Origin of the sequence: Streptomyces coacervatus, from assembly GCF_029223485.1 — a bacterium.
In the GTDB taxonomy this organism is placed as follows: Bacteria; Actinomycetota; Actinomycetes; order Streptomycetales; family Streptomycetaceae; genus Streptomyces; species Streptomyces coacervatus.
This window is the reverse complement of sequence record NZ_JARHTP010000020.1, coordinates 14,879-40,517: the sequence shown is the minus strand read 5'-3', so window position 1 is coordinate 40,517 and position 25,639 is coordinate 14,879. Positions and strand designations below refer to the sequence as shown.

Annotated in this window: 22 protein-coding genes; 8 read left to right on the top strand and 14 right to left on the bottom strand. The window is 70.1% G+C overall.

Annotated features, from left to right (window positions below):
• Window positions 1-18 precede the first annotated feature (18 nt).
• From cydB to P2Q00_RS38780, 3 genes are all read left to right on the top strand, one after another.
• Window positions 19-1,038, top strand: coding sequence for a cytochrome d ubiquinol oxidase subunit II (gene cydB, locus P2Q00_RS38790; RefSeq protein ID WP_275779012.1), 1,020 nt, complete (start codon window positions 19-21; stop codon window positions 1,036-1,038).
• Between the two features lie 59 nt (window positions 1,039-1,097).
• On the top strand, window positions 1,098-4,616 hold the full coding sequence (gene cydD, locus P2Q00_RS38785; RefSeq protein ID WP_275779011.1) for a thiol reductant ABC exporter subunit CydD: 3,519 nt from the start codon (window positions 1,098-1,100) through the stop codon (window positions 4,614-4,616).
• 141 nt (window positions 4,617-4,757) lie between these two features.
• Window positions 4,758-5,837 (top strand): M23 family metallopeptidase, encoded by a 1,080-nt coding sequence (locus P2Q00_RS38780; protein WP_275779010.1) that lies wholly within the window; start codon window positions 4,758-4,760, stop codon window positions 5,835-5,837.
• A 36-nt stretch (window positions 5,838-5,873) separates the two neighbouring features.
• On the opposite strand, the gene P2Q00_RS38775 is transcribed toward P2Q00_RS38780, so the two are convergent.
• The 6 genes from P2Q00_RS38775 to P2Q00_RS38750 form a co-directional block, all read right to left on the bottom strand.
• Window positions 5,874-6,761, bottom strand: coding sequence for an HAD hydrolase family protein (locus P2Q00_RS38775; protein WP_275779008.1), 888 nt, complete (start codon window positions 6,759-6,761; stop codon window positions 5,874-5,876).
• 76 nt (window positions 6,762-6,837) lie between these two features.
• Window positions 6,838-7,749, bottom strand: coding sequence for an LLM class flavin-dependent oxidoreductase (locus P2Q00_RS38770; protein WP_275779007.1), 912 nt, complete (start codon window positions 7,747-7,749; stop codon window positions 6,838-6,840).
• Window positions 7,750-7,833: 84 nt separating this feature from the next.
• The gene (locus tag P2Q00_RS38765; protein WP_275779006.1) at window positions 7,834-8,412 is read right to left on the bottom strand and encodes an RNA 2'-phosphotransferase; all 579 of its coding nucleotides are present in this window, start codon (window positions 8,410-8,412) and stop codon (window positions 7,834-7,836) included.
• A gap of 123 nt (window positions 8,413-8,535) precedes the next feature.
• Window positions 8,536-9,462, bottom strand: a complete 927-nt coding sequence (locus P2Q00_RS38760) for a MerR family transcriptional regulator (protein WP_275779005.1) — start codon at window positions 9,460-9,462, stop codon at window positions 8,536-8,538.
• Between the two features lie 31 nt (window positions 9,463-9,493).
• Complete coding sequence (locus tag P2Q00_RS38755; RefSeq protein WP_275779004.1) at window positions 9,494-11,266, bottom strand: SDR family oxidoreductase; 1,773 nt, start codon at window positions 11,264-11,266, stop codon at window positions 9,494-9,496.
• Window positions 11,263-12,105, bottom strand: coding sequence for a M24 family metallopeptidase (locus P2Q00_RS38750; RefSeq protein ID WP_275779003.1), 843 nt, complete (start codon window positions 12,103-12,105; stop codon window positions 11,263-11,265). Before P2Q00_RS38750 ends, P2Q00_RS38755 begins: the two co-directional genes overlap by 4 nt.
• Before the next feature lie 234 nt (window positions 12,106-12,339).
• Here P2Q00_RS38750 and P2Q00_RS38745 point away from each other — a divergent pair, with 234 nt between their 5' ends.
• From P2Q00_RS38745 to P2Q00_RS38725, 5 genes are all read left to right on the top strand, one after another.
• Window positions 12,340-13,305 (top strand): ABC transporter ATP-binding protein, encoded by a 966-nt coding sequence (locus P2Q00_RS38745; protein WP_275779279.1) that lies wholly within the window; start codon window positions 12,340-12,342, stop codon window positions 13,303-13,305.
• Window positions 13,295-14,212, top strand: a complete 918-nt coding sequence (locus tag P2Q00_RS38740) for an ABC transporter permease (RefSeq protein ID WP_275779002.1) — start codon at window positions 13,295-13,297, stop codon at window positions 14,210-14,212. The genes P2Q00_RS38745 and P2Q00_RS38740 overlap by 11 nt, the downstream gene beginning before the upstream one ends.
• Complete coding sequence (locus P2Q00_RS38735) at window positions 14,209-15,120, top strand: ABC transporter ATP-binding protein (protein ID WP_275779000.1); 912 nt, start codon at window positions 14,209-14,211, stop codon at window positions 15,118-15,120. Before P2Q00_RS38740 ends, P2Q00_RS38735 begins: the two co-directional genes overlap by 4 nt.
• Before the next feature lie 10 nt (window positions 15,121-15,130).
• Window positions 15,131-15,850, top strand: a complete 720-nt coding sequence (locus tag P2Q00_RS38730; protein ID WP_275779277.1) for an ABC transporter permease subunit — start codon at window positions 15,131-15,133, stop codon at window positions 15,848-15,850.
• Between the two features lie 114 nt (window positions 15,851-15,964).
• Entirely contained in the window at window positions 15,965-16,165 is a 201-nt protein-coding gene (locus tag P2Q00_RS38725) for an SGM_3592 family protein (protein ID WP_275778998.1), read from the top strand.
• Window positions 16,166-16,555: 390 nt separating this feature from the next.
• Here P2Q00_RS38725 and P2Q00_RS38720 read toward each other — a convergent pair whose 3' ends face one another.
• From P2Q00_RS38720 to P2Q00_RS38685, 8 genes are all read right to left on the bottom strand, one after another.
• Window positions 16,556-17,374 (bottom strand): HAD family hydrolase, encoded by an 819-nt coding sequence (locus P2Q00_RS38720; protein WP_275778997.1) that lies wholly within the window; start codon window positions 17,372-17,374, stop codon window positions 16,556-16,558.
• On the bottom strand, window positions 17,371-18,648 hold the full coding sequence (gene serS / locus P2Q00_RS38715) for a serine--tRNA ligase (RefSeq protein WP_275778995.1): 1,278 nt from the start codon (window positions 18,646-18,648) through the stop codon (window positions 17,371-17,373). Before serS ends, P2Q00_RS38720 begins: the two co-directional genes overlap by 4 nt.
• Window positions 18,649-19,214: 566 nt before the next feature.
• Window positions 19,215-20,147 carry a prephenate dehydratase gene (gene pheA, locus P2Q00_RS38710; RefSeq protein WP_275778994.1) on the bottom strand — a complete coding sequence of 311 codons (933 nt, stop codon included), beginning with the start codon at window positions 20,145-20,147 and terminating at the stop codon, window positions 19,215-19,217.
• 79 nt (window positions 20,148-20,226) lie between these two features.
• Window positions 20,227-21,534, bottom strand: coding sequence for an iron uptake transporter deferrochelatase/peroxidase subunit (gene efeB, locus P2Q00_RS38705; RefSeq protein ID WP_275778992.1), 1,308 nt, complete (start codon window positions 21,532-21,534; stop codon window positions 20,227-20,229).
• Between the two features lie 8 nt (window positions 21,535-21,542).
• The gene (locus P2Q00_RS38700; protein ID WP_275778990.1) at window positions 21,543-23,696 is read right to left on the bottom strand and encodes a copper resistance CopC/CopD family protein; all 2,154 of its coding nucleotides are present in this window, start codon (window positions 23,694-23,696) and stop codon (window positions 21,543-21,545) included.
• Between the two features lie 13 nt (window positions 23,697-23,709).
• The gene (locus tag P2Q00_RS38695; RefSeq protein ID WP_275778988.1) at window positions 23,710-24,159 is read right to left on the bottom strand and encodes a copper chaperone PCu(A)C; all 450 of its coding nucleotides are present in this window, start codon (window positions 24,157-24,159) and stop codon (window positions 23,710-23,712) included.
• Window positions 24,156-24,809: an SCO family protein gene (locus P2Q00_RS38690; protein WP_275778986.1), complete on the bottom strand. Its 654-nt coding sequence runs from the start codon at window positions 24,807-24,809 to the stop codon at window positions 24,156-24,158. The genes P2Q00_RS38695 and P2Q00_RS38690 overlap by 4 nt, the downstream gene beginning before the upstream one ends.
• A gap of 77 nt (window positions 24,810-24,886) precedes the next feature.
• Window positions 24,887-25,624 carry a YcnI family copper-binding membrane protein gene (locus tag P2Q00_RS38685; RefSeq protein ID WP_275778984.1) on the bottom strand — a complete coding sequence of 246 codons (738 nt, stop codon included), beginning with the start codon at window positions 25,622-25,624 and terminating at the stop codon, window positions 24,887-24,889.
• Window positions 25,625-25,639: the final 15 nt, after the last annotated feature.

Below are 25,639 nucleotides of genomic sequence, written 5' to 3'. Positions count from 1 at the left end.
GCCGAGGGAGATCGAGACATGGAACTTCACGACGTCTGGTTCGTCCTGATCGCCGTCCTGTGGACCGGCTACTTCTTCCTGGAGGGCTTCGACTTCGGGGTCGGCATCCTCACCAAGCTGCTCGCCCGCGACCGGCTGGAGAAGCGGGTACTGATCAACACCATCGGGCCGGTCTGGGACGGCAACGAGGTGTGGCTGCTCACGGCGGGCGGCGCGACCTTTGCCGCCTTCCCCGAGTGGTATGCCACCCTCTTCTCCGGCTTCTACCTGGCGCTGCTGATCATCCTGGTCTGCCTGATCGTGCGGGGCGTCGCCTTCGAGTACCGGGCGAAGCGGCCCGAGGAGAACTGGCAGCGCAACTGGGAGACCGCGATCTTCTGGACCTCGCTGATCCCGGCGTTCCTGTGGGGTGTCGCCTTCGGCAACATCGTGCGGGGCGTGAAGATCGACAAGAACTTCGAGTACGTCGGCAACTTCTGGGATCTGCTCAACCCGTACGCCCTCCTCGGCGGGCTCGTGACGCTCACGCTGTTCACCTTCCACGGGGCGGTCTTTACGGCGCTCAAGACGGTCGGGGACATCCGGGAGCGGGCGCGGAAACTGGCGACGGTGGTCGGTCTCGTCACCGCCGTGGTGGCGCTGATCTTCCTGCTGTGGACGCAGGTCGACAGTGGTGACGGCAAGAGCCTGGTGGCGCTCGTCGTCGCGGTGGCCGCACTGGTCGCCGCCCTGGTGGCGAATCAGGCCGGGCGTGAAGGCTGGTCGTTCGCGTTGTCCGGGGTCACGATCGTGGCCGCCGTGGCGATGCTCTTCCTGTCGCTCTTCCCGAACGTCATGCCGTCGTCGCTCAATGCGGACTGGAGCCTCACGGTCACCAATGCCTCGTCGAGCCCGTACACCTTGAAGATCATGACCTGGTGCGCGGCGATCGCCACGCCGATCGTCCTGCTCTACCAGGGGTGGACCTACTGGGTGTTCCGCAAGCGGATCGGGACGCAGCACATCGCTGCCGACGCTGCTGCCGGAGCCATGCACTGAGTCCGACTTGGGGCATGTTTCACGTGAAACATGCCCCTTGAGAAGAGGGTGTGTTTCACGTGAAACCGATCGACCCGCGTCTGCTGCGCTATGCCCGTGCCACCCGCTTCTTCATGGTGGCGGTCGTCGGTCTGGGCGCCGCCGGAGCAGCGCTGGTCATCGCTCAGGCGATGCTGATCGCCGAGGTGGTGGTAGGGGCGTTCCAGCACGGCAAGTCGGTTGCCGAACTCGGCACTCCCCTGCTGCTGTTGGCGGCCGTCGCCTGTGGTCGTGCCCTGGTTTCCTGGCTCACCGAACTCGCCGCGCATCGGGCGAGTGCGGCGGTGAAATCGGAGCTACGGGGCCGGTTGCTCGAGCGTTCTGTCGAGCTGGGCCCGGGATGGCTGAGCGGGCAGCGGACCGGATCGCTAGTCGCCCTCGCCACCCGTGGAGTCGACGCCCTCGACGACTACTTCTCGCGCTATCTGCCGCAGTTGGGGCTCGCGGTGGTCGTGCCGGTGGCGGTGCTGGCCCGGATCGTCACCGAGGACTGGGTCTCGGCGGCGATCATCGTGGCAACCCTGCCGCTCATCCCGGTGTTCATGGTGCTGATCGGTTGGGCCACCCAGTCCCGGATGGACCGTCAGTGGCGGTTGCTGTCCCGGCTGTCCGGGCACTTCCTGGACGTCGTCGCGGGGCTGCCGACCCTGAAGGTGTTCGGGCGTGCCAAGGCGCAGGCCGAGTCGATCAAACGCATCACCGGTGAGTACCGGCAGGCGACCATGCGGACGCTGCGGATCGCCTTCATCTCGTCCTTCGCGCTGGAGCTGCTCTCTACGCTCTCCGTCGCACTGGTCGCCGTGACGATCGGCATGCGGCTCGTGCACGGCGAGATGGACCTGTACATCGGTCTGGTGATCCTCGTCCTCGCGCCCGAGGCCTACCTGCCGTTGCGTCAGGTGGGTGCGCAGTACCACGCGGCGGCGGAGGGGCTTGCGGCGGCCGAGGAGATCTTCGCCGTTCTGGAGACCCCCGTGCCGGCGTCGGGCGCCGGGGTTGTGCCGACGGGTGGCATTGCCTTCGAGGGGGTCACGGTTCGGTACCCCGGGCGGTCCGAGGACGCAGTGTCGGATGTGTCCTTCGCCGTCGAGCCAGGGGAGACTGTCGCGCTCGTCGGGCCGAGCGGCGCGGGCAAGTCGACGCTCCTGAACGCGCTGTTGGGGTTTGTGCGTCCGAGTGAGGGGCGGGTGCGGGTCGGCGGAGCCGATCTCGCCGACGTCGATCTCGACCAGTGGTGGTCGAGGGTCGCCTGGGTGCCGCAGCGGCCGCACCTGTTCGCCGGGACGATCACCGAGAACGTACGGCTGGCCCGGCCCGACGCCGACGACACCGCTGTACGCAAAGCGCTGGGCGATGCCGGGGCGCTGGAGTTCGTTGATGCGCTGCCCCGGGGCGCCGAGACCGTACTCGGCGAGGACGGGGCCGGGCTGTCCGCCGGGCAGCGGCAGCGGCTCGCGCTGGCCCGGGCGTTTCTCGCGGACCGTCCGGTGCTGCTGCTCGACGAGCCGACGGCCGCCCTGGACGGGGCCACCGAGGCCGAGGTCGTTGAGGCGGTACGGCGGCTGGCGGTGGGGCGGACGGTGTTGCTGGTGGTGCACCGGCCGGCGCTGTTGGGCGTTGCGGACCGGGTGGTCCGGCTGGAGATGACGCACGGGGCGGTGCGGGCGGAGGGGCCCGTATCACCCGTTGCTTCCGTGGAGACCGGGGCCGCGACGCCCGAGGCGCGCCCGATCCAGGCCGGCGGGCACGTGCCGGGCGAGACCGCGACGTCCGCACTCACGACGGGCACGCGCGCCGTCCTCGCCCGCGTCCGTGCCATGTCCGGCCCCCGGCGCAGTCGTCTCGCCCTCGCCCTGCTGCTCGGCAGCCTGGCGCTCGGCAGCGCCGTCGGGCTCATGGCCACGTCCGGGTGGCTCATCTCGCGGGCCTCGCAGCAGCCGCCCGTGCTCTATCTGATGGTGGCCGTGACGGCGACGCGGGCCTTCGGTATCGGGCGGGCCGTCTTCCGGTATGCCGAGCGGCTGGTGTCGCACGACGCGGTGCTGCGGATGCTCGCCGACACCAGGGTCGCCGTCTTCCGGCGGCTGGAGCGGCTGGCGCCTGCCGGGCTGCGCAGCACCCGCCGGGGCGATCTGCTCTCGCGGCTCGTCGCCGATGTGGATGCCCTCCAGGACTACTGGCTGCGCTGGTTGCTGCCCGCGGGTTCTGCGGCGATCGTGTCTGCCGCGGCCGTCGGCTTCACGGCCTGGTTGCTGCCCGAGGCCGGTATCGCGCTCGCCGTCGGGCTGGTGGCGGCCGGAGTCGGTGTCCCGCTGGTCACCGGTGCCGTGGCGCGCCGTGCCGAACACAGGCTGGCCCCCGCCCGAGGAGTGCTCGCGACGCGTGTGACCGATCTGCTCACCGGCACCGCGGAGTTGACCGTCGCCGGCGCCCTGCCCGCCCGTACCGCCGAAGCACGACGCGCCGACGGCATCCTCACCCGGATCGCCTCGCGCGCGGCCACCGCCACCGCGCTCGGCGACGGACTCACCGCGCTGCTGTCCGGTCTGACGGTCGCCGCCACTGCCCTCGTGGGCGCCCAGGGGGTCGCCGAGGGGCGGCTGGGCGGCGTGGCGATGGCCGTCGTCGTCCTCACCCCGCTGGCCGCCTTCGAGGCCGTCCTCGGGCTGCCGCTGGCCGTGCAGTACCGGCAGCGGGTGCGCAGGAGCGCGGAGCGCGTGTACGAGGTGCTGGATGCGCCCGAGCCGGTACGGGAGCCGGAGCGGCGCCGGCAGGCCCCCGCATCCCCCTTCCCGGTCGTCCTGAAGGGTCTGACCGCCCGGTACGAGGGACAGGACCGGGATGCGCTCGACGGCCTCGACCTGACCCTCGACCAGGGGCGCCGGATCGCCGTGGTCGGGCCGTCCGGCTCGGGCAAGACGACGCTGGCGCAGGTGCTGCTGCGGTTCCTGGACGCGGAAGCGGGCTCGTACACGCTGGCCGACGTGGCCGCGCACGCCCTCGACGGCGACGACGTACGACGGCTCGTCGGGCTTTGTGCCCAGGATGCGCACCTCTTCGACAGTTCGGTGCGGGAGAACCTGCTGCTGGCGAAGAAGGACGCCACCGAGGGTGACCTGCGCGACGCGCTCGCCCGGGCCCGGCTGCTGGACTGGGCCGACAGCCTGCCCGAAGGACTCGACACGCTGGTCGGCGAGCACGGGGCCCGGCTGTCGGGCGGGCAGCGGCAGCGGCTCGCGCTGGCCCGCGCGCTGCTCGCCGACTTCCCCGTCCTGGTGCTCGACGAGCCCGCGGAACACCTCGACCTGCCGACGGCCGACGCCCTCACCGCCGACCTCCTGGCCGCCACTGAGGGCCGTACGACGCTGCTCATCACGCACCGGCTGGCCGGCCTGGACGCGGTCGACGAGGTCGTCGTACTGGAGCAGGGGCGGGTGGTGCAGCGTGGGACGTACGCCGAACTGGCCGCCGTGCCGGGGCCGTTGAGGGGGATGGTGGAGCGGGAGGCGGCGACGGAGTTGCCGGTCGGAGCGCCGTAGGCGAGCGTGGCGCCAGCGGTGTGGCAGGCGATGTACCGGCTCGTCATGATCCGTCCGTACTGAGCCATCCGGGGTGCTGCTTCCCCCAGGCGTACGACTTGAAAATGACCGGTCCCGGTGGGTTGGGCGACGATCGCTGACATGCACTCATATCGCCGTCATCCGCTGCTCGTTCCGGCGTTGTTGTGCGCGCTCGTCCTGCTTGCGGCCCGGCCCATGCAGGCGATGGGCGAGGGCGATGGTGACGGGATCGGCAGCCTGGGCGGCGGTTCCGGATCCGCCATCAGCGCTCAGGTCGTGCAGCTCTACGAGGATGCGGCGCTGGCGACGCAGCAGTACGAGGCGGGTCGCCAGGAGGCCGAGGTGCGGCGGGCGCGGGCCGAGCGGGCCGAGGCGCTGCTGGCGGGCGAGCGGCGGGAGATCGCCGTCCTGCATGATGATTTGGGCCGGATCGCGCGCGCCCAGTACCGCACCGGCGGCGGTCTCCCGGCGGCCGCGCAGTTGATCCTGGCGGACGACCCGGACGCGCTGATGCGCGGACAGCACATCCTCGCGCAGACCAATCTGGCCCTCGCGGGCTCCGTCGGCAGGAGCCGCCGTGCCGAGGCACGGTTCGCCGCCGACGAAGCGAAGGCCAAGGCGGCGTGGCACGCGCTGGAGCAGCGGAACACCGAGCTCGCCGCAGTGCGGGGCACGATCGAGCGGAAACTCGAGGAGGCTCGTGGGGAGTTGCAGGGGCAGGCGGACGCCTCGGCCGCGGCCGGCAGCTGCCGAGGCGCCGTCCGGCTCCAACAGCCGGCGACGAAGTTCACGCAGCCGTGGGTCGCGCCCGTGCAGACGTACCGACTGTCCGCGAGCTTCGGCAGTGGCGGCGACCGGTGGGCGAACCGGCACACCGGGCAGGACTTCGCGGTGCCGATCGGAACGCCGGTGCGGGCGGTCGGCGCGGGACGGGTGGTGAGTGTGTCGTGCGGGGGCGCCTTCGGCATCGAGATCGTGATCCAGCACCCGGGCGGCTACTACACGCAGTACGCCCATCTCGCCGCCGTCGCCGTCGACCAGGGCGAACGGGTGGACACCGGGCAGTGGATCGGTCAGTCGGGCACCACCGGCAACTCCACCGGCCCGCATCTGCACTTCGAGGTGCGGGTCACGCCGCAGATGGGCTCCGCGGTGGACCCGGTGCCGTGGCTGGCGGCGCGAGGGGTCCCCCTCGGATGACGAGGATCCCCAGCATTTCCAGGATGGCCGGGGCGGCTACCGACGTTCGGCCAGCATCCGCTCGATGACGAGCGCCACACCGTCGTCGTTGTTGGCGACCGTGCGGCCCGATGCCGCGGCGATGACGTCCGGGTGCGCGTTGCCCATCGCGTAGGACTGGCCCGCCCAGGTGAGCATCTCGACGTCGTTCGGCATGTCCCCGAAGGCGACGACCTCCTCGTGCGAGATGCCGCGCTCGGCGCAGCACAGGGCCAGTGTGCTGGCCTTGGAGACACCGGGGCCGCTGATCTCAAGCAGGGCGCTGGGGCTTGAGCGGGTGACGTTGGCCCGGTCGCCGATGGCGAGACGGGCGGTGGTGAGGAAACCGTCCGGGTCCAGGGTCGGGTGGTAGGCGAGGATCTTCAGCACCGGCTCGGCGGCGCCGGGGCCGTCCGGCGCCAGCAGGTCCTCGGCTGGCATGAGGTTGTCCGGGATCTCCATGTGCAGCTTCGGGTAGTCCGGCTCCTGATGGAAGCCGTACGTCTGCTCCACCGCACACACCGTGCCGGGTGCCGCGTCGCGCAGCAGTCGTACGGCGTCCAGCGCGTTGTCCCGGGCCAGCTCCCGCACCTTCACGAAACGGTGGGCGCCCGGGCCGCCGTGCAGGTCGACCACGGCGGCGCCGTTGCCGCAGATCGCCAGGCCGTGCCCGTGGACGTGGTCGCTGACGACGTCCATCCAGCGGGCCGGGCGGCCGGTGACGAAGAAGACCTCGATGCCCGCATCCTCGGCGGCGGCGAGGGCGGCGACCGTGCGCGGGGAGACCGACTTGTCGTCCCGCAGGAGGGTCCCGTCGAGATCGGTGGCTATGAGCCGCGGCGGAACGGCGGCGGCCGGGGTCTCGGGCTGTCGAGTCGCTGAGGTCACCGGCCCATTCTCCCGCATATGCCTGCACGGCCGTGCGGGAGTCCGCACATGTGAGTGGTTACCGTCCTCATCAGCACCGTCACACTCCGTCCGCTCAGCCGAGCTGCGCCGCGGCCTCCATGGCGATCTGCTCGAAGACCTTCTCGTCCGCGGCGAAGTCCGAGTCGGGGATGGGCCAGTGGACGACGATCTCGGTGAAGCCCAGCTCCTGGTGCCGGCCGGCGAAGTCCACGAACGCGTCGAGGGACTCCAGCGGACGGGCGCGGTCGGGGGTGAAACCGGTGAGCAGGATCTTGTCGATACCGGCCACGTCCCGGCCGATCTCGGCGCAGGCGTCGGCCAGCTTCTCGGCCTGTCCGCGAATGGCTTGAATCGACTGTTCGGAAGTGCCGTTCTCGTACAGCCTGGGGTCGCCGGTGGTCACCCACGCCTGCCCGTACCGTGCCGCGAGGCGCAGTCCGCGCGGGCCGGTCGCGGCCACCGCGAAGGGCAGCCGGGGGCGCTGCACACAGCCCGGTATGTTGCGCGCCTCGTGTGCCGAGTAGAAGTCGCCCTCGTACGACACCCCGTCCTTGCCGTCCTCGGTCAGCAGCCGGTCCAGGAGCTGGACGAACTCGGCGAACCGGTCGGCACGCTCGCGCGGGGTCCAGGGCTCCTGCCCCAGCACGGTGGCGTCGAAGCCGTTGCCGCCCGCTCCGACGCCGAGGGTGAACCGGCCGCCGGAGATGTCGTCGAGGGAGAGCAGCTCCTTGGCGTAGGGCACCGGGTGCCGGAAGTTCGGCGAGGTCACCAGCGTGCCCAGGCGTATCCGCTCGGTGACGGCCGCCGCCGCGGTCAGGGTCGGTACGGCACCGAACCACGGGCCGTCCCGGAAGCTGCGCCAGGACAGGTGGTCGTAGGTGTACGCGGTGTGGAAGCCGAGCTGCTCCGCGCGCTGCCATGCCGAACGGCCGCCCTCGTGCCAGCGGCGGTACGGGAGGATCACAGTGCTCAGACGCAGACTCATGCCTCCGAGACTAAGCCGCCCCACTGACAACAGACGAAACGGTCACCATGCGCGGTCGCACGACCACGTTCGGAGCGGTTGGCGTCAGTGCGGCTGCTGGAATCGCAGGTACTCGGGCGGTACGGCCTTGGTGAGCCACACCCCGTTCTCGCTGACGTGGAAGACGTGCCCGTCGCGGTGCATGGCGGCCGCGTCCACGCCGAGCACGACGGGACGGCCGCGGCGGGCGCCGACGCGGTTCGCCGTCTCGCGGTCGGGCGAGAGGTGCACGTCGTGCCGGTTCATGGGCCGCAGCCCCTCGGCGCGGATCGCGTCCAGGTTGCGGGCCACTGTCCCGTGGTAGAGGTACGGCGGCGGGGTCGCCGGGGCGAGTCCGAGGTCGACCTCGATGCTGTGGCCCTGGCTGGCGCGGATCCGGGTGCCCTCGACGGCGAAGCGCTGCTTGTCGTTCGCGGCGACAACGTGGTCCAGCTCTTCGCGCGTGAAGCGGAAGCCATGGGCGGCGGCCGCGGCGATCAGTACGTCGATCTCGACCCAGCCGGCCTCGTCGAGCGTGAGCCCGATGCGCTCCGGCTGGTGGCGCAGATGCTTCGAGAGGTACTTCGACACCTTTACGGTGCGTCTTTCGGCTATGCATCTTTCATGCGTGCGTCTTTCTTCCATCCCTTCAGCATGACGGGAGAGACGTGGATCACGCAGATTATTTTGGCGCGAAGGTTTGATCCACAACCAACTGTAGTTATCCACAGGCTACTTGGCGGTTCTGTGGACAACTCCACTTACATGTCAGTGGTGTTCGTCAAGATCGGCTGGGGGCACTCCCTTTGACGTGAGCGCGTCCAACCCCCTTGCCCTTACCTCCCGTTCGGCCGCCAGACAGATGAACTCCGCCGCCCGCTCCGGACCAACCAGCCCCTCCACCGCCCGCATTGTGTCCTCGGGCAACGACACGGAGCGTGACATCGGACGGGCCGCCGCGGGTTCCCCGGAAGCGAGCTGCTGCCGCAGCTGCCGTACCGCCAACAACCGCATCGCCCGCGCGAGTTCCGCGTCCACCGTCTGCTGGGCCAGTGGCCGTAGCCGCCGTACAAGCGAGGCCGCTTCGGCCGCGTCTGCGTCGGTCGGGCGGTGTGGCCCGTCGAGGTAGCGGGCGAAGACGTGCTCGGTGGTGAACTCCAGGAAACGGGCGGCGATGTGCTCGACCTGGCCCCTCAACTCCCGTAGATGACCGGAGATTGCGGAGAGGGGGACGCCGGCGGCATGCAACTCGACGGCCACTGTGAGCTCTTGGGGGCTCGGCACGAGGAAGGAGTCCTCGTCGTCGGGCACCGGCTCCAGGACGCCGAGTTCGACGGCGTCGGCGACCGCTGCGTCGTCGGGAGAGCCGCCGAAGCGTTCGTCGAGTTCGGCACGTGAGATCCGTACCGCCTCCTCGTCGGTCCACGGGCCGTCGACCTCGGCGACCAGCCCGAGCACCCCGCCCAGGCCGCGTCCCGCGTCCCACGCCTCCAGGAGCTCCTTGATGGAGGCCAGGGTGTAGCCGCGGTCCAGCAGGTCGGCGATCCGGCGCAGCCGGGCGAGATGCGCGTCCGAGTAGAGGTTGGCGCGGCCGCGGCGCTCCGGGCGGGGGAGCAGGCCGCGGTCCTGGTAGGCGCGGATGGTGCGGACGGTGGCGCCGCTGCGGTGTGCGAGGTCCTCGATCCGGTACGTCACGCTCGGCTGCCTCCGTCTCCAACGGGGGTGTTCACAGGGGTGGTTCCAGGCGTGCGATCGCCCGCAACGCGCGCGGGGTGAACCGGGACATGAGGTGGGCACCCCGGGCCTCGGGAGTGACCGGTACGACGGCCTCGTTGCGCACGACGGCGCGCAGGATCGCGTCGGCGACCTTCTCCGGCGGGTAGTTGCGGAGGCCGTACAGCCGTGCCGACTTCTTCTGGCGTCGCTTCTCCTCCTCGGCGTCCACGCCCGCGAAGCGTGCGGTCGAGGTGATGTTGGTGTTGACGAAGCCGGGGCAGATCGCGCTCACACCGATGCCCTGGCCTGCCAGCTCCGCGCGCAGGCACTCGCTGAGCATCAGTACGGCCGCCTTGGAGGTGCTGTAGGCGGGCAGCGCCTTGGACGGCTGGTACGCGGCTGCCGACGCGGTGTTGACGATGTGGCCGCCCTGTCCGCGCTCGGCCATCTGCTTGCCGAAGAGCCGGCAGCCGTGGATGACGCCCCACAGGTTGACGTCGAGGACCTTCTTCCAGTCCTCCGGGCTGGTGTCGAAGAAGGAGCCGGACAGGCCGATGCCGGCGTTGTTCACCAGGACGTCCACCACGCCGTACTCGGTGGCGACCTTCTCGGCGAGCTTCTCCATGGCCTGTTCGTCGGAGACGTCGGTGGTCTCCGCCCAGGACTCGGGGGCGCCGACCAGGCGGGACAGCTCGGCGGTGCGGGCGGCGGCCTCGGCGTCCCGGTCGACGGCCACCACGCGCGCGCCGGCCTCCGCGAAGGCGAATGCGGTGGCCCTTCCGATGCCGCTGCCCGCGCCGGTGACCAGTACGAGTTGCCCGCCGAAGCGGTCGGCGTACTTGCCGGTCGCCGTCACCCTGCTCTTTCCTCCCTCGGTGGTGGTCACGAACTCGGTGATCCAGGCCGCCAGTTGGTCAGGGCGGGTACGTGGGATCCAGTGCTTGGCCGGGAGTGTGCGGCGGGTCAACTGGGGGACCCACAGCTCCAGTTCGTCGTAGAGCTTCTCCGACAGGAACGCGTCCCCCAGGGGCGTGATGAGCTGCACGGGTGCGTGCGCGTATGCGTCCGGGCGGGGCCTGCGCAGTCTGGCTCGGACGTTGTCCCGGTACAGCCAGGCGCCGTGTGCCGCGTCCGTGGGCAGCGTGGCGGTGGGGTAGTCGCCGCCCGGCACCTTCTCGATGCGCTCCAGGATGCGTGGCCAGCGTTTGCCGAGGGGGCCGCGCCAGGCCAGTTCGGGCAGTACGGGTGTGTGCAGCAGGTACACGTACCAGGATTTGGCGCCCTGGCCGAGGAGCTGGCCGACGCGGCGCGGGGTGGGCCGCTTGACGCGTTTGTTGATCCAGTGGCCGAAGTGGTCGAGGGACGGGCCGGACATCGATGTGAAGGAGGCGATGCGCCCTTCGGTGCGCTTGACGGTGACGAATTCCCAGGACTGCACCGAGCCCCAGTCGTGCCCCACCACGTGCACCGGCCGGTCCGGGCTGACCGCGTCGATCACTGCCAGGAAGTCGTCCGTCAGCTTCTCCAGGGTGAAGCCTCCGCGCAGCGGCCGCGGCGCCGTCGACCGGCCATGGCCCCGGACGTCGTACAGGACGACATGGAAGCGCTCGGCGAGCCGCGAGGCGACGTCGGACCACACCTCCTTGCTGTCCGGATACCCGTGCACGAGGACCACCGTCGGCTGCCCGGGATCCCCCAGCTCGGCCACGCACAGTTCGACACCGCCGGTCCGCACCCGGCGCTCCCGCGCGTCCTTCGGCGTCTCCTGGGAAAAGCGCGTCACTTGTCCTCCGCCCAGCGCCGCACGTGCGGCAGATCGTCGTCCAGCCAGAAGGCGCTCTCCTCGGGGTCCCTGGAGTCGGTGACGACCAGGATCTCCTCGAACTTCGCGCCCGTACCCCTGAAGCCCAGATGGGGTTCGACCGCCCACAGGCCCGGCTGCGGTGGGTGGTCGGAGAAGCGGTACGGCGACCACAGCGGGGACCAGCCGTCGCGGTGGCCGTGCAGTGCGTCGCTCGCCAGGCCTTTCAGGGACTGGGCGCCGAACCCGAACAGATGCGGTGACCAGCGGCGCTGCTTCACCCGGTCGACCTTGTGCGCGATCACGCCGAAGGGATAGGCGCGGTGCCGGTTGGCATAGCCCTGGCGGACCATGAGGCGGTCCACGTCCTCGTAGATCGTGCGCAGCGGGCGCCGTTCGCGCACCTCGCGCAGGATCAGCCGGCGGTGCGCCTCCAGGTCGGCCATGAGGCGGTCCTGCACGGGGTTGAGCCCGAGGGAGCCCGAGTAGCCGATGTCGGCCGTGTAGCCGTCGTACACGGGAGCCATGTCGAGGATGAACGGCATCCCGGGCTCGAGCCGCCGGTCCGTCGGGAAGAACTGGAGCGGGATGCGGAAGTTCACGAACGCCGTGCGGTCCCCGAACCAGGCGAAGGGCAGATGGAACCAGTCGCGCACCCCTCGCTCCCGCAGCCAGGCACGCTGCATGCGGGCCGCCTCGCGCTCGGTCACCCCTGGCTGCAGCTGTGCGGCGACCGCCTCCGCGCAGTCGTAGGCGAGGCGCTGCACCTGCCTGAAACCCCGCAGCCGCACGGAGAGTTCGTCTGCCACTGCCGTCGTCATGCCACCGCCACCCTCGTCCACGCCGACTGCGGTACGTGCCCGTAACTTGACACTGGTGAATGTGACAGTTGTTAGAGGCTGCGTCAATAGGAGGGGCCGGGCCTGTGGATAACTCTGCGTAGCTCTCAGGTAGGGGAATCCCCTACGGACCCGTACACCTCGAGTCTGATGCCAAGACAGCTCTGCGGTCTGACGACCGGCGTGGTCCGCGTCACTATCGTCGAAGCCGTGACTGTGATCGCGACCGAAAGCCTGAGCAAGCGGTTCCCCCGGGTGACCGCGCTTGACCGGCTCTCCGTCGACGTCGGGCCCGGGGTGACCGGACTCGTCGGAGCAAACGGAGCCGGCAAGTCAACGTTGATCAAGATCCTGCTGGGTCTGTCCCCCGCCTCCGAGGGCCGCGCCGAAGTGCTCGGGCTCGACGTCGCGACGAAGGGCGCCGACATCCGCGAGCGGGTCGGCTACATGCCGGAGCACGACTGCCTGCCGCCCGATGTCTCGGCCACCGAGTTCGTCGTCCACATGGCGCGCATGTCCGGCCTGCCGCCCACGGCGGCGCGCGAGCGCACCGCGGACACGCTGCGCCATGTCGGCCTGTACGAGGAGCGCTACCGCCCCATCGGCGGCTACTCGACCGGTATGAAGCAGCGCGTCAAGCTGGCGCAGGCGCTGGTCCACGACCCGCAGCTGGTCTTCCTGGACGAGCCGACCAACGGCCTCGACCCGGTCGGCCGCGACGAGATGCTCGGCCTGATCCGCCGTATCCACACGGACTTCGGCATCTCGGTCCTGGTCACCTCCCACCTGCTGGGCGAGCTGGAGCGGACCTGCGACCACGTCGTCGTCATCGACGGCGGCAAGCTCCTGCGCTCCAGTTCCACCACGGACTTCACACAGACCACGGCCACCCTCGCGATCGAGGTCACCGACACCGACGAGCACCCGGACGGCACGCGCGCGGTGCGCGAGTCGCTGCACGCGCGCGGGGTTGAGGTTCTCGACGGCAGCAACGGCCTGCCGGGCGCCGGGCACATCCTGCTGCTCACCGCGCAGGGCGAGGAGACGTACGACCTGGTGCGCGACGTCGTTGCGGACCTCGGCCTGGGCCTGGTGCGCATGGAGCAGCGCAGGCACCACATCTCGGAGGTCTTCACCAGCGAGGAAGAGCAGCGGAAGGAGGCGGCCGTCCATGGCAGTTGAGCAGCCCATGCGATCACCCGTCGCGACGCCGGGTGATCAGACCCGCATCCACAACATCGGCTACCGCAACTACGACGGCCCCCGCCTCGGCCGCTCCTACGCCACCCGCTCCCTCTACTCGCAGTCCCTGCGCGGCTCCTACGGCCTCGGACGCTCCATCAAGTCCAAGGTGCTGCCGATGCTGCTGTTCGTGGTGATGTGCGTGCCCGCGGCCATCATGGTGGCCGTCGCGGTCGCCACGAAGGCGAAGGACCTGCCCGTCGACTACACGCGCTACGCGATCATCATGCAGGCCGTCATCAGCCTCTACGTCGCCTCGCAGGCACCCCAGTCGGTCTCCCGGGACCTGCGCTTCAAGACCGTGCCGCTGTATTTCTCGCGGCCCATCGAGACCGCGGACTACGTGCGCGCCAAGTACGCGGCGCTGGCCTCGGCGCTGTTCGTGCTGACCGCCGCCCCGCTGCTCGTCCTCTATGTGGGCGCGCTGCTGGCCAAGCTCGACTTCGCCGACCAGACCAAGGGATTCGCACAGGGACTCGTCTCCGTGGCACTGCTCTCGCTGCTCTTCGCCGGTATCGGCCTGGTCATCGCGTCGGTGACCCCGCGGCGCGGCTTCGGCATCGCGGCCGTGATCGCCGTCATGACCATCTCCTACGGCGCCGTCTCCACGCTCCAGGCCATCGCCGACAACCAGGACAGCACCGGTGCCATCCCGTGGATCGGCCTGTTCTCGCCCGTCACGCTCATCGACGGAGTCCAGTCCGCATTCCTCGGCGCGAGCTCGGCGTTCCCCGGAGCGGTCGGCCCGACGAACGGCGAGGGCGCGGTCTACGTCCTGGTCGTCCTGGGCCTCATCGCCGCCTGCTACGGCCTCCTGCTGCGCCGCTACAAGAAGGTGGGCCTGTGACCACGCTCAACATCGACCACGTCTCCCGCTGGTTCGGCAATGTGGTCGCCGTCAACGACATCACCATGACGATCGGCCCCGGCGTCACCGGCCTGCTCGGGCCGAACGGCGCCGGAAAGTCCACCCTCATCAACATGATGGGCGGCTTCCTGGCCCCCTCCACCGGCACCGTCACCCTCGACGGCCAGCAGGTCTGGCGCAACGAGTCCATCTACAAGCACATCGGCATCGTTCCCGAGCGCGAGGCGATGTACGACTTCCTCACCGGGCGCGAATTCGTCGTCGCCAACGCCGAGTTGCACGGTCTGGGCGCCAAGGCGGCCCAAAAGGCCCTGGCCACGGTCGAGATGGAGTACGCGCAGGACCGCAAGATCTCGACGTACTCCAAGGGTATGCGCCAGCGCGTGAAGATGGCGTCCGCCCTGGTCCACGACCCCTCGCTGCTCCTGCTCGACGAGCCTTTCAACGGCATGGACCCGCGTCAGCGCATGCAGCTCATGGACCTGCTGCGGCGCATGGGCGACGAGGGCCGCACGGTGCTGTTCTCGTCCCACATCCTCGAAGAGGTAGAGCAACTCGCCTGGCACATCGAGGTCGTCGTCGCCGGACGGCACGCGGCCAGCGGCGACTTCCGCAAGATCCGCCGCCTGATGACCGACCGCCCGCACCGCTACCTCGTGCGCTCCAGCGACGACCGCGCGCTTGCGGCAGCGTTGATCGCCGACCCGTCGACATCCGGCATCGAAGTCGACCTGGCGGAGGGCGCGTTGCGCATCCAGGCCGTCGACTTCGGCCGCTTCACGGCCCTGTTGCCGAAGGTCGCCCGCGACCACGGCATCCGGCTGCTCACGGTCTCGCCGTCGGACGAGTCCCTCGAGTCCGTGTTCTCGTACCTGGTCGCGGCGTAGGAGGCCCATGATGTACGACCCCACAGTCGCCCGGCTCACCTACCGGGCCCTGCTCGGCCGTCGCCGGGCCCTCATCCTGGGCGCGCTGCCCCTGCTGCTGATCGCGATCTCCGTCGTCGTACGCGGCCTTGCCGGCGCCGACGACCAGACGGCCTCGGACCTGCTCGGCGGGCTCGCGCTGGCCACGATGGTGCCGATCATCGGTGTCATCGCCGGTACGGGCGCGATCGGGCCGGAGATCGACGACGGCTCGGTGGTGTACCTGCTGTCCAAGCCGCTGAAGCGGCCGACGATCATCTTCACCAAGCTGATCGTGGCGATCGCGGTGACCATGGTGTTCTCCGCGCTGCCCACCCTGATCGCCGGGTTCATCCTGAACGGCAACGGCCAGCAGATCGCCGTCGCCTACACGGTCGCCGCACTGGTCTCCTCCATCGCCTACGCAGCGCTGTTCCTGCTGCTGGGCACGGTGTCGCGGCACGCGGTGGTCTTCGGGCTCGTGTACGCCCTCGTGTGGGAGGCGCTGTTCGGCTCCCTGGTGCCCGGCGCGCGCACGCTCAGCGTTCAGCAGTGGTCGCTCGCCGTGGCCCACAAGGTCGCCGGCGGTGACCTGGTCACCTCGGACGTCGGGCTGACGACGGCGACGGTGTTCCTGGTCGCGGTGACGGTCCTGGCCACCTGGTACGCGGGACAGAAGCTGCGGTCGCTGACGCTGGCCGGGGAGGAGTGACGGCCTTCTACGGGGGCGCCCGGTTCCTGTGAGGGCGCCCCTGGTCTTGACGGAGGCTTCACCTCTATACGGCCACACTGGGCAAAAGGGAATGTCGGGCTGAGAGGAACGGGGATGGCAGACGACTTCGACGACCTCGTCCTGGACGAGGACTTCATACAGGCCGCCGAAACCTCCGAGCCGTCCGCCCGGGCCCGCATGCTCGCCGCCCGCTGGCGGGGCGAGAAACCCGAGCCGCAGCCATGGCGCTCCGACGAGCCGCCCGCCGGGTGGTTCTTCAGCAAGGGGCGAAAGCGCAGGTGGCGGCGGAGCTGACCGTCGTACGGCCGCTTAATTCGGTGGCGCCCAACTCGACGTACAGGCACAGTGGTTGTGTCCACACCGCCGGACGAAGAGGCCGGCGCCACCTTCTGGGAGAGGAGCCGGGCGATGTCCATGCACGACAGTACGTCCAGCTCCCGACAGGGCAGCCCGCGGCGGGTTCCGGTGTAGTTACCCCACCGTAGAACCCGCTCCGCACGGGGAGCTGCCCGGGGCGGCCGCTTCGAGCACGCGGCGCGCTGCGCTTGCGTGGGCCGCCTTCCCAACTTCGCCTCTCGAAGAGGGGCACCCTGCGCTGGGGCGGCCGGGTGAATCGCGCAACTCGGCGCCGACGAGGTGCCGCTGCGCCCACCCGCGCCGCCCCAGCGGCACGACTGCCCACAGCTACGACAGCAAGCCTTCGAGCACGACCGCGATCCCGTCCTCCTCATTGGACGACGTCACCTCGTCTGCCACCGCCCGCAGTTCCTCGTGCGCGTTGGCCATTGCCACGCCCCGCGCCGCCCACGCGAACATCGGGATGTCGTTGGGCATGTCGCCGAAAGCGATCGTGTCCGCTGCCTTCATGCCCAGGCGGCGGGCCGCCAGGGAGAGGCCCGTCGCCTTCGACAGGCCCAGCGGCAGCAGCTCCACGATGCCCGCACCCGCCATCGCCACCGTCACGAAGCCGCCCGCGGCCTCGCGTGCCGCCTCGGCGAGCTCGTCGTCGGACAGCTCCGGGTGCTGTATGTAGATCTTGTTCAGCGGGGCGGCCCAGAGGTCGGACGCGTCCGTGAACGGGGTCGCCGGGAGAGCACCGGTGACCGCGTATCCGGGGCCCACCAGCACCTCGCCGTCGAGGCCGTCACGGCTCGCCGCCAGGTGCAGCGGGCCGACCTCCGCCTCGATCTTGGCCAGGGCCACGCCCGCCAGCTGCCGGTCGAGGGTCACCGACGTCAGCAGGCGGTGCTCCCCGGCGTCGTACACCTGTGCGCCCTGGGCGCAGACCGCGAGGCCCTCGTAGCCGAGGTCGTCGAGGATGTGCCGGGTCCACGGGGCCGCGCGGCCCGTGACGACGATGTGCGCGGCGCCCGCTTCGGTGGCCGCGGCCAGGGCGTCACGGGTGCGCTGCGAGACCGACTCGTCGGAGCGCAGAAGCGTTCCGTCGAGGTCGGTCGCGATGAGTTTGTACGGGAAGCCCCCGGCCGTGGACGAGTCGCTCACTTGGCGACCGGCTCCAGGACCTCCCGGCCGCCCAGGTACGGGCGCAGCACCTCGGGGACCCGGACGGAGCCGTCGGCCTGCTGGTGGTTCTCCAGGATCGCCACGATCGTGCGCGGTACGGCGCACAGCGTGCCATTGAGCGTGGCCAGCGGCTGCACCTTCTTGCCGTCACGCAGCCGCACCGACAGCCGGCGGGCCTGGAAGCTGTCGCAGTTGGAGGCCGAGGTCAGCTCGCGGTACTTGCCCTGGGTCGGGATCCACGCCTCGCAGTCGTACTTGCGGGACGCCGACGCGCCGAGGTCGCCCGAGGCCACGTCGATGACCTGGAACGGCAGCTCCAGGCCGGTCAGCCACTGCTTCTCCCAGTCCAGCAGGCGCTTGTGCTCGTTCTCCGCGTCCTCGGGGGCGACGTACGAGAACATCTCGACCTTGTCGAACTGGTGCACGCGGAAGATGCCGCGGGTGTCCTTGCCGTAGGTGCCGGCCTCGCGGCGGAAGCAGGGCGAGAAGCCCGCGTAGCGCAGCGGCAGCTGTTCGGCGTCGAGGATCTCGTCCATGTGGTACGCGGCGAGCGGGACCTCGGAGGTGCCGACCAGGTAGTAGTCGTCCTTCTCCAGGTGGTACACGTTCTCCGCGGCCTGGCCGAGGAAGCCGGTGCCCTCCATCGCGCGCGGGCGGACCAGCGCGGGGGTCAGCATCGGGATGAACCCGGCCTCGGTGGCCTGGGCGATCGCCGCGTTGACCAGCGCCAGCTCCAGCAGGGCGCCGACGCCGGTGAGGTAGTAGAAGCGCGAGCCGGACACCTTGGCGCCGCGCTCGACGTCGATGGCGCCGAGCGCCTCGCCGAGCTCCAGGTGGTCCTTGGGCTCGAAGCCCTCGGCGCCGAAGTCGCGGATGGTGCCGTGCGTCTCCAGGACGACGAAGTCCTCCTCGCCGCCGACCGGGACGTCGGGGTGCACGAGGTTGCCCAGCTGCAGCGCCAGGCGCTTGGTCTCCTCGTCGGCCTCGTGCTGCTCGGCGTCGGCGGCCTTGACGTCGGCGGCGAGCTGGCCCGCCTTCTTCAGCAGCTCGGCCTTCTCGTCCGCGGAGGCCTTGGGGATGAGCTTGCCGAGCGACTTCTGCTCGTTACGGAGCTCGTCGAAGCGGACGCCGGACGACCTGCGCCGCTCGTCGGCAGACAGGAGAGCGTCGACGAGCGCGACGTCCTCTCCACGGGCGCGCTGGGACGCGCGCACACGGTCGGGGTCCTCACGGAGCAGGCGAAGGTCAATCACGCGCCCAAGGCTACCGGTGCGGGCATACGGGCCACGACTCACCATTCCCAACGGTGATCAATTGCGGCTTACATTCCGTTATGCGCGAATTGCGCACAGTGTCAACAAAAGGTGTCTCACTCCCTGGAACGGGGCAGACGACTGGCGCCCGGTTGACTCGATTCCCTTGTGGGGAACGGGACTTGGGGTTTGGTTGTCCACAGCGATCCACACCCTTCCAAGAGTTATCCACAGGCTGTGCGGAGGGTCTGTGGATTTCGGAATTGATCACTCCGAAACCGGTGGGTTACGCCGAGGAATCCTGCCCCAGACCCTGCTTTACCACCACTTTCGAGTGGAAAGGGGTCGCTCCAAAGGATTGCCTAAAGGAAACGAGTGGACGAACGGTGACATGCGCGATGGTGGCCGCAAGAGTGCCCTGCAGGCCGATTTGTCGACTGAGTGGCGCTTCGGTGTCGACTTGTCCCCAGGTCGAGAAGACTGCCTGTGGATAACTTCTGTGGATAACGAATATCTGCAGGTAGGACTGGCCGCATCTGCAGCCAGTCCTCTCCGGACAGGACTGGCTAGAAACGGCCGTCCTGGCAGCGCGCGACCCAGTCCGACGCCGCGACGAACTCCTCGTCCGACGTCCCCTGCCGCGGCGCGCGCACGTCCTCGACGCCGATGTCCGCGCGCGGGTACGAGCCGAGGAAGCGCACTTCCAGGCAGATCCGCTTGAGCCCCATCAGGGTCTCGGCCACCCGGCGGTCGGAGATATGGCCCTCGGCGTCGATGCAGAAGCAGTAATTGCCGATGCCGGCACCGGTGGGCCTGGACTGCAGCAGCATCAGGTTGATGCCGCGGGTGGCGAACTCGCCCAGCAGGTCGCGCAGACCGCCGGGGTGGTCGTCGCGCTGCCACAGCACGACGGACGTCTTGTCGGCGCCGGTCGGCGCGGCGGGCCGGGCGGGCCGGCCGACCAGCACGAAGCGGGTCTGCGCGTTCTCGGCGTCGTGGATCCCGGTCTCCAGGGCTTCCAAGCCGTAGCGGGCCGCCGCGAACTCACCGGCGAACGCGGCGTCGTACTGGCCCTCCTGGACGAGGCGGGCGGCGTCCGCGTTCGAGGCGGCGGACTCCCAGCGGGCGTCCGGGAGGTTCTTCTTGAGCCAGTTGCGCACCTGCGGCTGGGCAGCCGGGTGGGCGGAGACCGTCTTGATGTCGGAGAGCTTCGTACCCGGCCTGACCAGCAGCGCGAAGGTGATCGACAGCAGCACCTCGCGGTAGATCATCAGTGGGGCGCCCGCGACCAGCTCGTCGAGGGTGGTGGTGATGCCGCCCTCGACCGAGTTCTCGATCGGCACAAAGGCGGCCTCGGCCTCGCCGGCGCGGACCGCGTCCAGCGCGGACTGGACGGACACGTACGGGATCAGTTCCCGGGTGGCCGTCTCGGGAAGGGTGCGCAGGGCGACTTCGGTGAAGGTGCCCTCGGGGCCGAGATACGCGTAGCTCGCTGGCATGACCTCACCCTAATGGGCCTTACGCAAACGCGGCTCACGAGTCTCACAGGAGCCCCGTGGGAGCCACGCGCGCGTGGGCTCACCCCTCCAGCAGCCGCTGTCCCACGTACTCGCCCCGCGCCGCCCCGCCCGGTACCGCGAACAGGCCGCTCGCCTCGTGGCGGATGTACTTCGACAGGGCGTCGCCGCGGTCGAGCTTGCGCTGGATGGTGACGAAGCCGCGCAGCGGGTCGGCCTGCCAGCAGACGAAGAGGAGACCGGCGTCGGGGACACCGTCCGTGTCGAACCCGTCGTGGTACGAGAACGGGCGGCGCAGGATGGCCGCGCCGCCGTTCTGGTCGGGGCGGGAGATACGGGCGTGGGCGTTGCCGGGGACGACGTAATTGCCCTGCGCGTCGGTCTTCTCCAGGTCCATCGCGGTCGTCTCGGTGCCCCCGGACAGGGGTGCGCCGTCGGACTTGCGGCGTCCGATGACGTTCTCCTGGGCCTTGAGGGAGAGCTTCTCCCAGTCGTCGAGGAGCATGCGGATGCGGCGTACGACGGCGTAGGAGCCGTTGGCCATCCAGGCCGGGTCGTTGGAGCCGGAGGACGGCACGAAGATCCGCTTGTCGAAGTCGGGCTCGGCCGGTTTGGGGTTGCGGGTGCCGTCCAGTTGGCCCATGAGGTTGCGGGCCGTCATGGGGTGGGCGGTGGCGCCCGGTGTGCGGTTGAAGCCGTTCATCTGCCAGCGGATACGGGCCGCGCTGCCCGCGTCCTTCTGGATGGCGCGCAGGGCGTGGAAGGCGACCAGGGCGTCGTCGGCGCCGATCTGCACCCACAGGTCGCCGTTGCTGCGGGCCTTGTCGAGGTGGTCGGAGGAGAAGTCGGGCAGCGGGTCGAGGGAGACGGGGCGCTGTTTCTCCAGGCCGGTGCGGGAGAAGAAGCTGTGGCCGAAGCCGAAGGTGAGGGTGAGCGAGGAGGGGCCGGCGTCGCGGGCCACGTCCGTGTCGTCGTGTGCCGCAGCCTCGCCCGCCATCAGCCGCTCGGCCGTCGCCGACCAGCGGCGCAGCAGTGCGGCCGCCTCCTTGCGGCCCGCGCCCGCCGCCAGGTCGAAGGCGACGAGGTGGCCGCGGGCCTGGAGGCCCTCGGTGATGCCGGGCTGGTGTTTCACGTGAAACACCACCCGATTGGAGCCGAGTGAGCTGAGCGGGGTGGCCTCGGAGGGTGCGGAGGCATACCCCACGGCTCCGCCGGCCGCGCCGAGCACGAGCCCGGTGGCGCCGGCGGTGCCGAGCAGTTTCCGTCGCGAAATGCCGTCCCTGGAGGGCGCGTTTCCGGAAACGGCCTTCTCGTGAGCCGCGTCGGGAGTACGGGCCTCCGGAATGTCCGGAATGGACTTGTCAGCCATGGTGCGGTTCAGCCGATCTGCGCGTTCTTGGAGACGGTCACCTGGTCGATGTCGGAGGTGCGGACGGTCACGGCGACCTTCCAGTCGCCGGCCATGGGGATCTGCACCCCGTTCGTCGCCCAGTGTCCGGTGGTGACATGGTCGGGGTTGACGGGCAGCGGCCCGATCTTCTTGGCCTCCAGGGTGAAGGCGACCTTCACCTCGGGGATGTCGAAGGCACGCCCGTTGGGCCGCTGGACGTAGACGTGCATCTCGTTGCCGCCCACGCGCGCGGGGTCGAGGTCGACGGAGACGACGCCCTTGCCGTCCGTGCCGCCCGTGTCGAACGGCATCGTCAGCGTCAGTGCGCCGGACGAGGAGTCCGAGGCGGAAGAGGAGGCCGAGGATGACGAGGACGACGAGGTGGCCGCCTTGGCCTCCTGCTCGGTGCGTCCGGGTTCGGTCTGGGTCAGCACGGTGGTGACGGCGAGCAGGACGACGGCGACGCCTGCCTCGGCGAGCACGGAGCGCCGTAGGCCGAACCGGTCGGGGTCGGCGTCGCGCTGCCGCTTCTGCCGGGCGGTGGTCATGGCGGCCTTCTGGCGGGCGAGTTGGGCGGCGCGTTCGGAGTCGGCAGGGGCTTCGGAGTCACCGGAGGCCCGGGCCTTGTCGGCGACCTCGGGCTCGGCGGGCTCCTCGGGGCCGGCTGCGGAAGCGGAGCCGCCGTCGGCCGTGGAGCCGCGAGCGGTCCTCGGCTCTCCGGCAGTCGAGGAGTCGGCGGACGCCGTCGCGGCCACCGTTCCTGTCTTCGCCGAGACCGTCCCGGTCTTCGCCGAGCCGGTCCCCGCCCGGGCGCCGGCCGGCTCCTTCGCGCCCAGGGCGTCGCCCTCGGCCGTGTCCTCCTCCACCGCTTCCTCGCGCACGGCTTCCTCGCGCGGTTTCACGACGGCGGTGGCGGTGTCCGCCAGTCGTGCCGTCCACCGCCGGGAGATCCACGCGATCCCGATGAGCAGTGCCACGAGCCCGATCTTGACGAGCAGCAGCTGTCCGTACGTCGTGTCGGTGAAGGCCGACCAGGAGCCGAGCTGGCGCCAGGACTGGTAGATGCCGGTCGCGACGAGCGCGAGGACGCTGCCGAAGGCCACCCGGGAGAAGCGGCGTACGGCGGCGGCCTCGATCGGAGTGTCCGAGCGGTACAGCGCCACGAGCAGCGCGCACAGGCCGCCGAGCCAGCCGGCGACGGCCAGCAGATGGACGACGTCGACGGGCATCGCGATGCCCGGCTGGAGCCCGGTCGAAGCGTGCTCGGCCATCGCCCAGCTGGCCGCGAGACCGGCGGCCACCACGCCGCCGCCGATCGCGAGCCCGAAGGTCAGGTCCCGCTTCTCCTCGTCCTCGCGTTTGTCGTACGCCCCGAAGAGGACGGCGATGAACAGCGCCGCCGCGGCGAGCAGCAGCAGCCGGGAGACCAGGGCCGCACCCGACTTGGTCTGCAGCACCTGCCCCAGCAGGCTCAGGTCGAAGATGTCGCCGACCTTGCCGGAGCTGGTGTAGGAGCCGCGCAGGAGCAGCAGCAGAAGGGTGGCCGAGGTGAGCGCGAGCCACCCGGAGACCACGAACCGCTGCAGCGGCCGTACGCCGGAGCCGCGCTGCCAGCAGGCGAGGACGAAGGCGGCGCCGCCGACCATGACGATGAAGCCGGCGTACGACACATACCGTCCGAAGCCGTACAGCCAGCCGACGACCCCGCCGCCCACCGTCCGGTCGGTGACCGAGACGCTGGTAGTGGAGGGGGCGCCGATGGAGAAGGTGAAGGCGCCGGCGACCGGGTGGCTGTCCGCCGACACGACCTGCCAGGACACGGTGTACGTGCCGTCGTGCAGGCCGCTGTGGAGCGGCACGGCGTACGAGGTGCCGCTCACGTTGGACGGTTTGCCGGTGTCGACGCGCTTGCCCTTGGGGTCGAGGACGCGCAGCGAGTCGTCGGACGTGGCGACCTTCTCGGAGAAGGTGAGCGTGACCTGGCTGGGTGCCTTGTCGACCACCACCCCCTGTGCGGGGTCGCTGCCGGTCAGTGCGGCGTGCGCGGAGGCCGGTCCGGCACCGGCGAGGAGCATGCCGACGACGGCCAGGAACAGCAGCGCCAGGGTTCGCATGCGGCGGGGGGTGATGGTCTGCGTCACGGTGGTCCCTCCCTCAGTGGCCGGTCGCGGGGTTGTACGTGGCGGACTTCACCGGCATCTCAACCTTGATCGGGCCGGACTTGGCGAAGTGCAGTTCGACGGTCACTTTCTCGCCCTGTTTCGGCTTGTGCTTCAGGTTCTCGAACATCAGGTGATTGCCGCCGCTCTTGAACACGAGTTGACCGCGCGCGGGGACATCCAGGGACTTGACCTCCTCCATGGACTGCCCGACGGTCCGGTGGACGGTGACGCTGCCCGCGGCGCTGCTGGTGACGGAGGTCAGCTCGTCCTTGGCGGCGCCCTTGTTGGCGATGGTGAGGAAGCCTGCTGCCATGTCGGAGACGGGCTGGGGCATGTAGGAGGAGCCGACGGACAGTTCGGCCTTCGCGTCGTCGGAGCCGCCGCAGCCCGCCAGAGCCAAGGCCCCCGCTATCACCGCGGCGGGGGCGACGAGGTGCCTCACGGGTTCTCTCCCTTGATGAGCTTGGGGAGGTCCTTGGTGTAGTCGTCGACGGTGGTGTCCTCGCCGTAGAGGACGTAGCCGCCGTCGGTCTTCGGCGAGAACGCGATGACCTGGGTGCCGTGCACCGAGACGGTCTTGCCGGTCTTCTTGTCCTTGTGGGTGGGCTCGATGGAGATGCCGAGGGTGCGGGCGCCGGCCTGGATGGTGGCGAAGTCGCCGGTCAGGCCGACGAACTGGGGGTCGATGCCCTTGAGCCACTTGCCGAGCTCGGCCGGGGTGTCGCGCCCCGGGTCGGTGGTGACGAACACGACCCGCAGCTTGTCCTGCTGTGCCTTCGACAGCTGCTTCTTGGCGACGGCGAGGTTGTTCATCGTCAGCGGGCAGATGTCGGGGCAGTGGGTGTAGCCGAAGTAGATCAGCGTCGGCCGGCCCGCGGTCTCCTTGCGGAAGTCGTACTTCTCGCCCTTGGTGTCGGTGAGGACCAGGTCGGGCTTCTCGAAGGGCTTGTCGAGAACGGTCGCGGCCTTCTGCGAGGTGTCCTCGGAGACCACGGCGACGGGTGAGTTGCTGTCGTCACCGCTGCCGCAGGCGGAGAGGGTCAGGGTGGCGGCGGCGAGCAGCGCGGCCGCGGCGAACGTCTTCTTGCGCATAGAAAAATGTCCCAGATGTGAGAGCTCCGGTGTGTACCGGGGTCGTACGACCCCGGTACACACCCGGAATAACGGGCTCAGGCGTCGGTGCGCCGACGTCCGGCGAGCACGCCGTACGCCACGCCCAGCGCGCCGACGACGATGCCCACGACGGCCAGCACGCGCGCGGTGGTGTCGCTGCCGGCGGAGGCGGTGGAGGTGTCGGCGGCGGTGTTCTCGGTGGTCTTGGACTCGTCGGAGGCGTCCTCGGCGGTCGAGCCGTGCGAGTGGCCGTCCTCGGAGGCGGCGGACAGGGTGAGCACGGGGGCCGGGTTCTCGGGCTCCTGCGCGCCGTCCTTCTGCACCTCGATCCAGCGCACGACCTCGTTGTCGGAGTACGTCTGGAGGGCCTTGAAGGTCAGTTCGTCGGCGTCCTCGGGCAATGCGCCGACGGAGACGGGGAACTTCTCGAAGTAGCCGGGTCCGACGCCCTTGCCGTCGGCGGTCCAGGTGATCTTGGAGACGGCCTCGCTGATCTTCTCGCCGTGCACTTCGAGCGGCTTGGCGAGCTTGGACTTGGTGACCTCGATCTTCCAGCCGTCCATCGGCTCCGGCATCGCGGAGGCCAGCGGATGGTCGGTCGGGAAGGTCACCTCGAGCTTGGTGGTCGACGCGTCGTCGCGCTCATTGGGGACCTTGAAGTCGACGACGGCGTAACCGCCCTTGGCGGCCGTGCCTTCGGGCTGCACGCTGACGTGCGCGAAGGCGGGGGCGGACAGGGCGAGCACGGCGGAGCCGGCGAGGGCGCCGGAGACGGCGAGACGGGAAGCCTTCATGGCAGGGAGCACTCC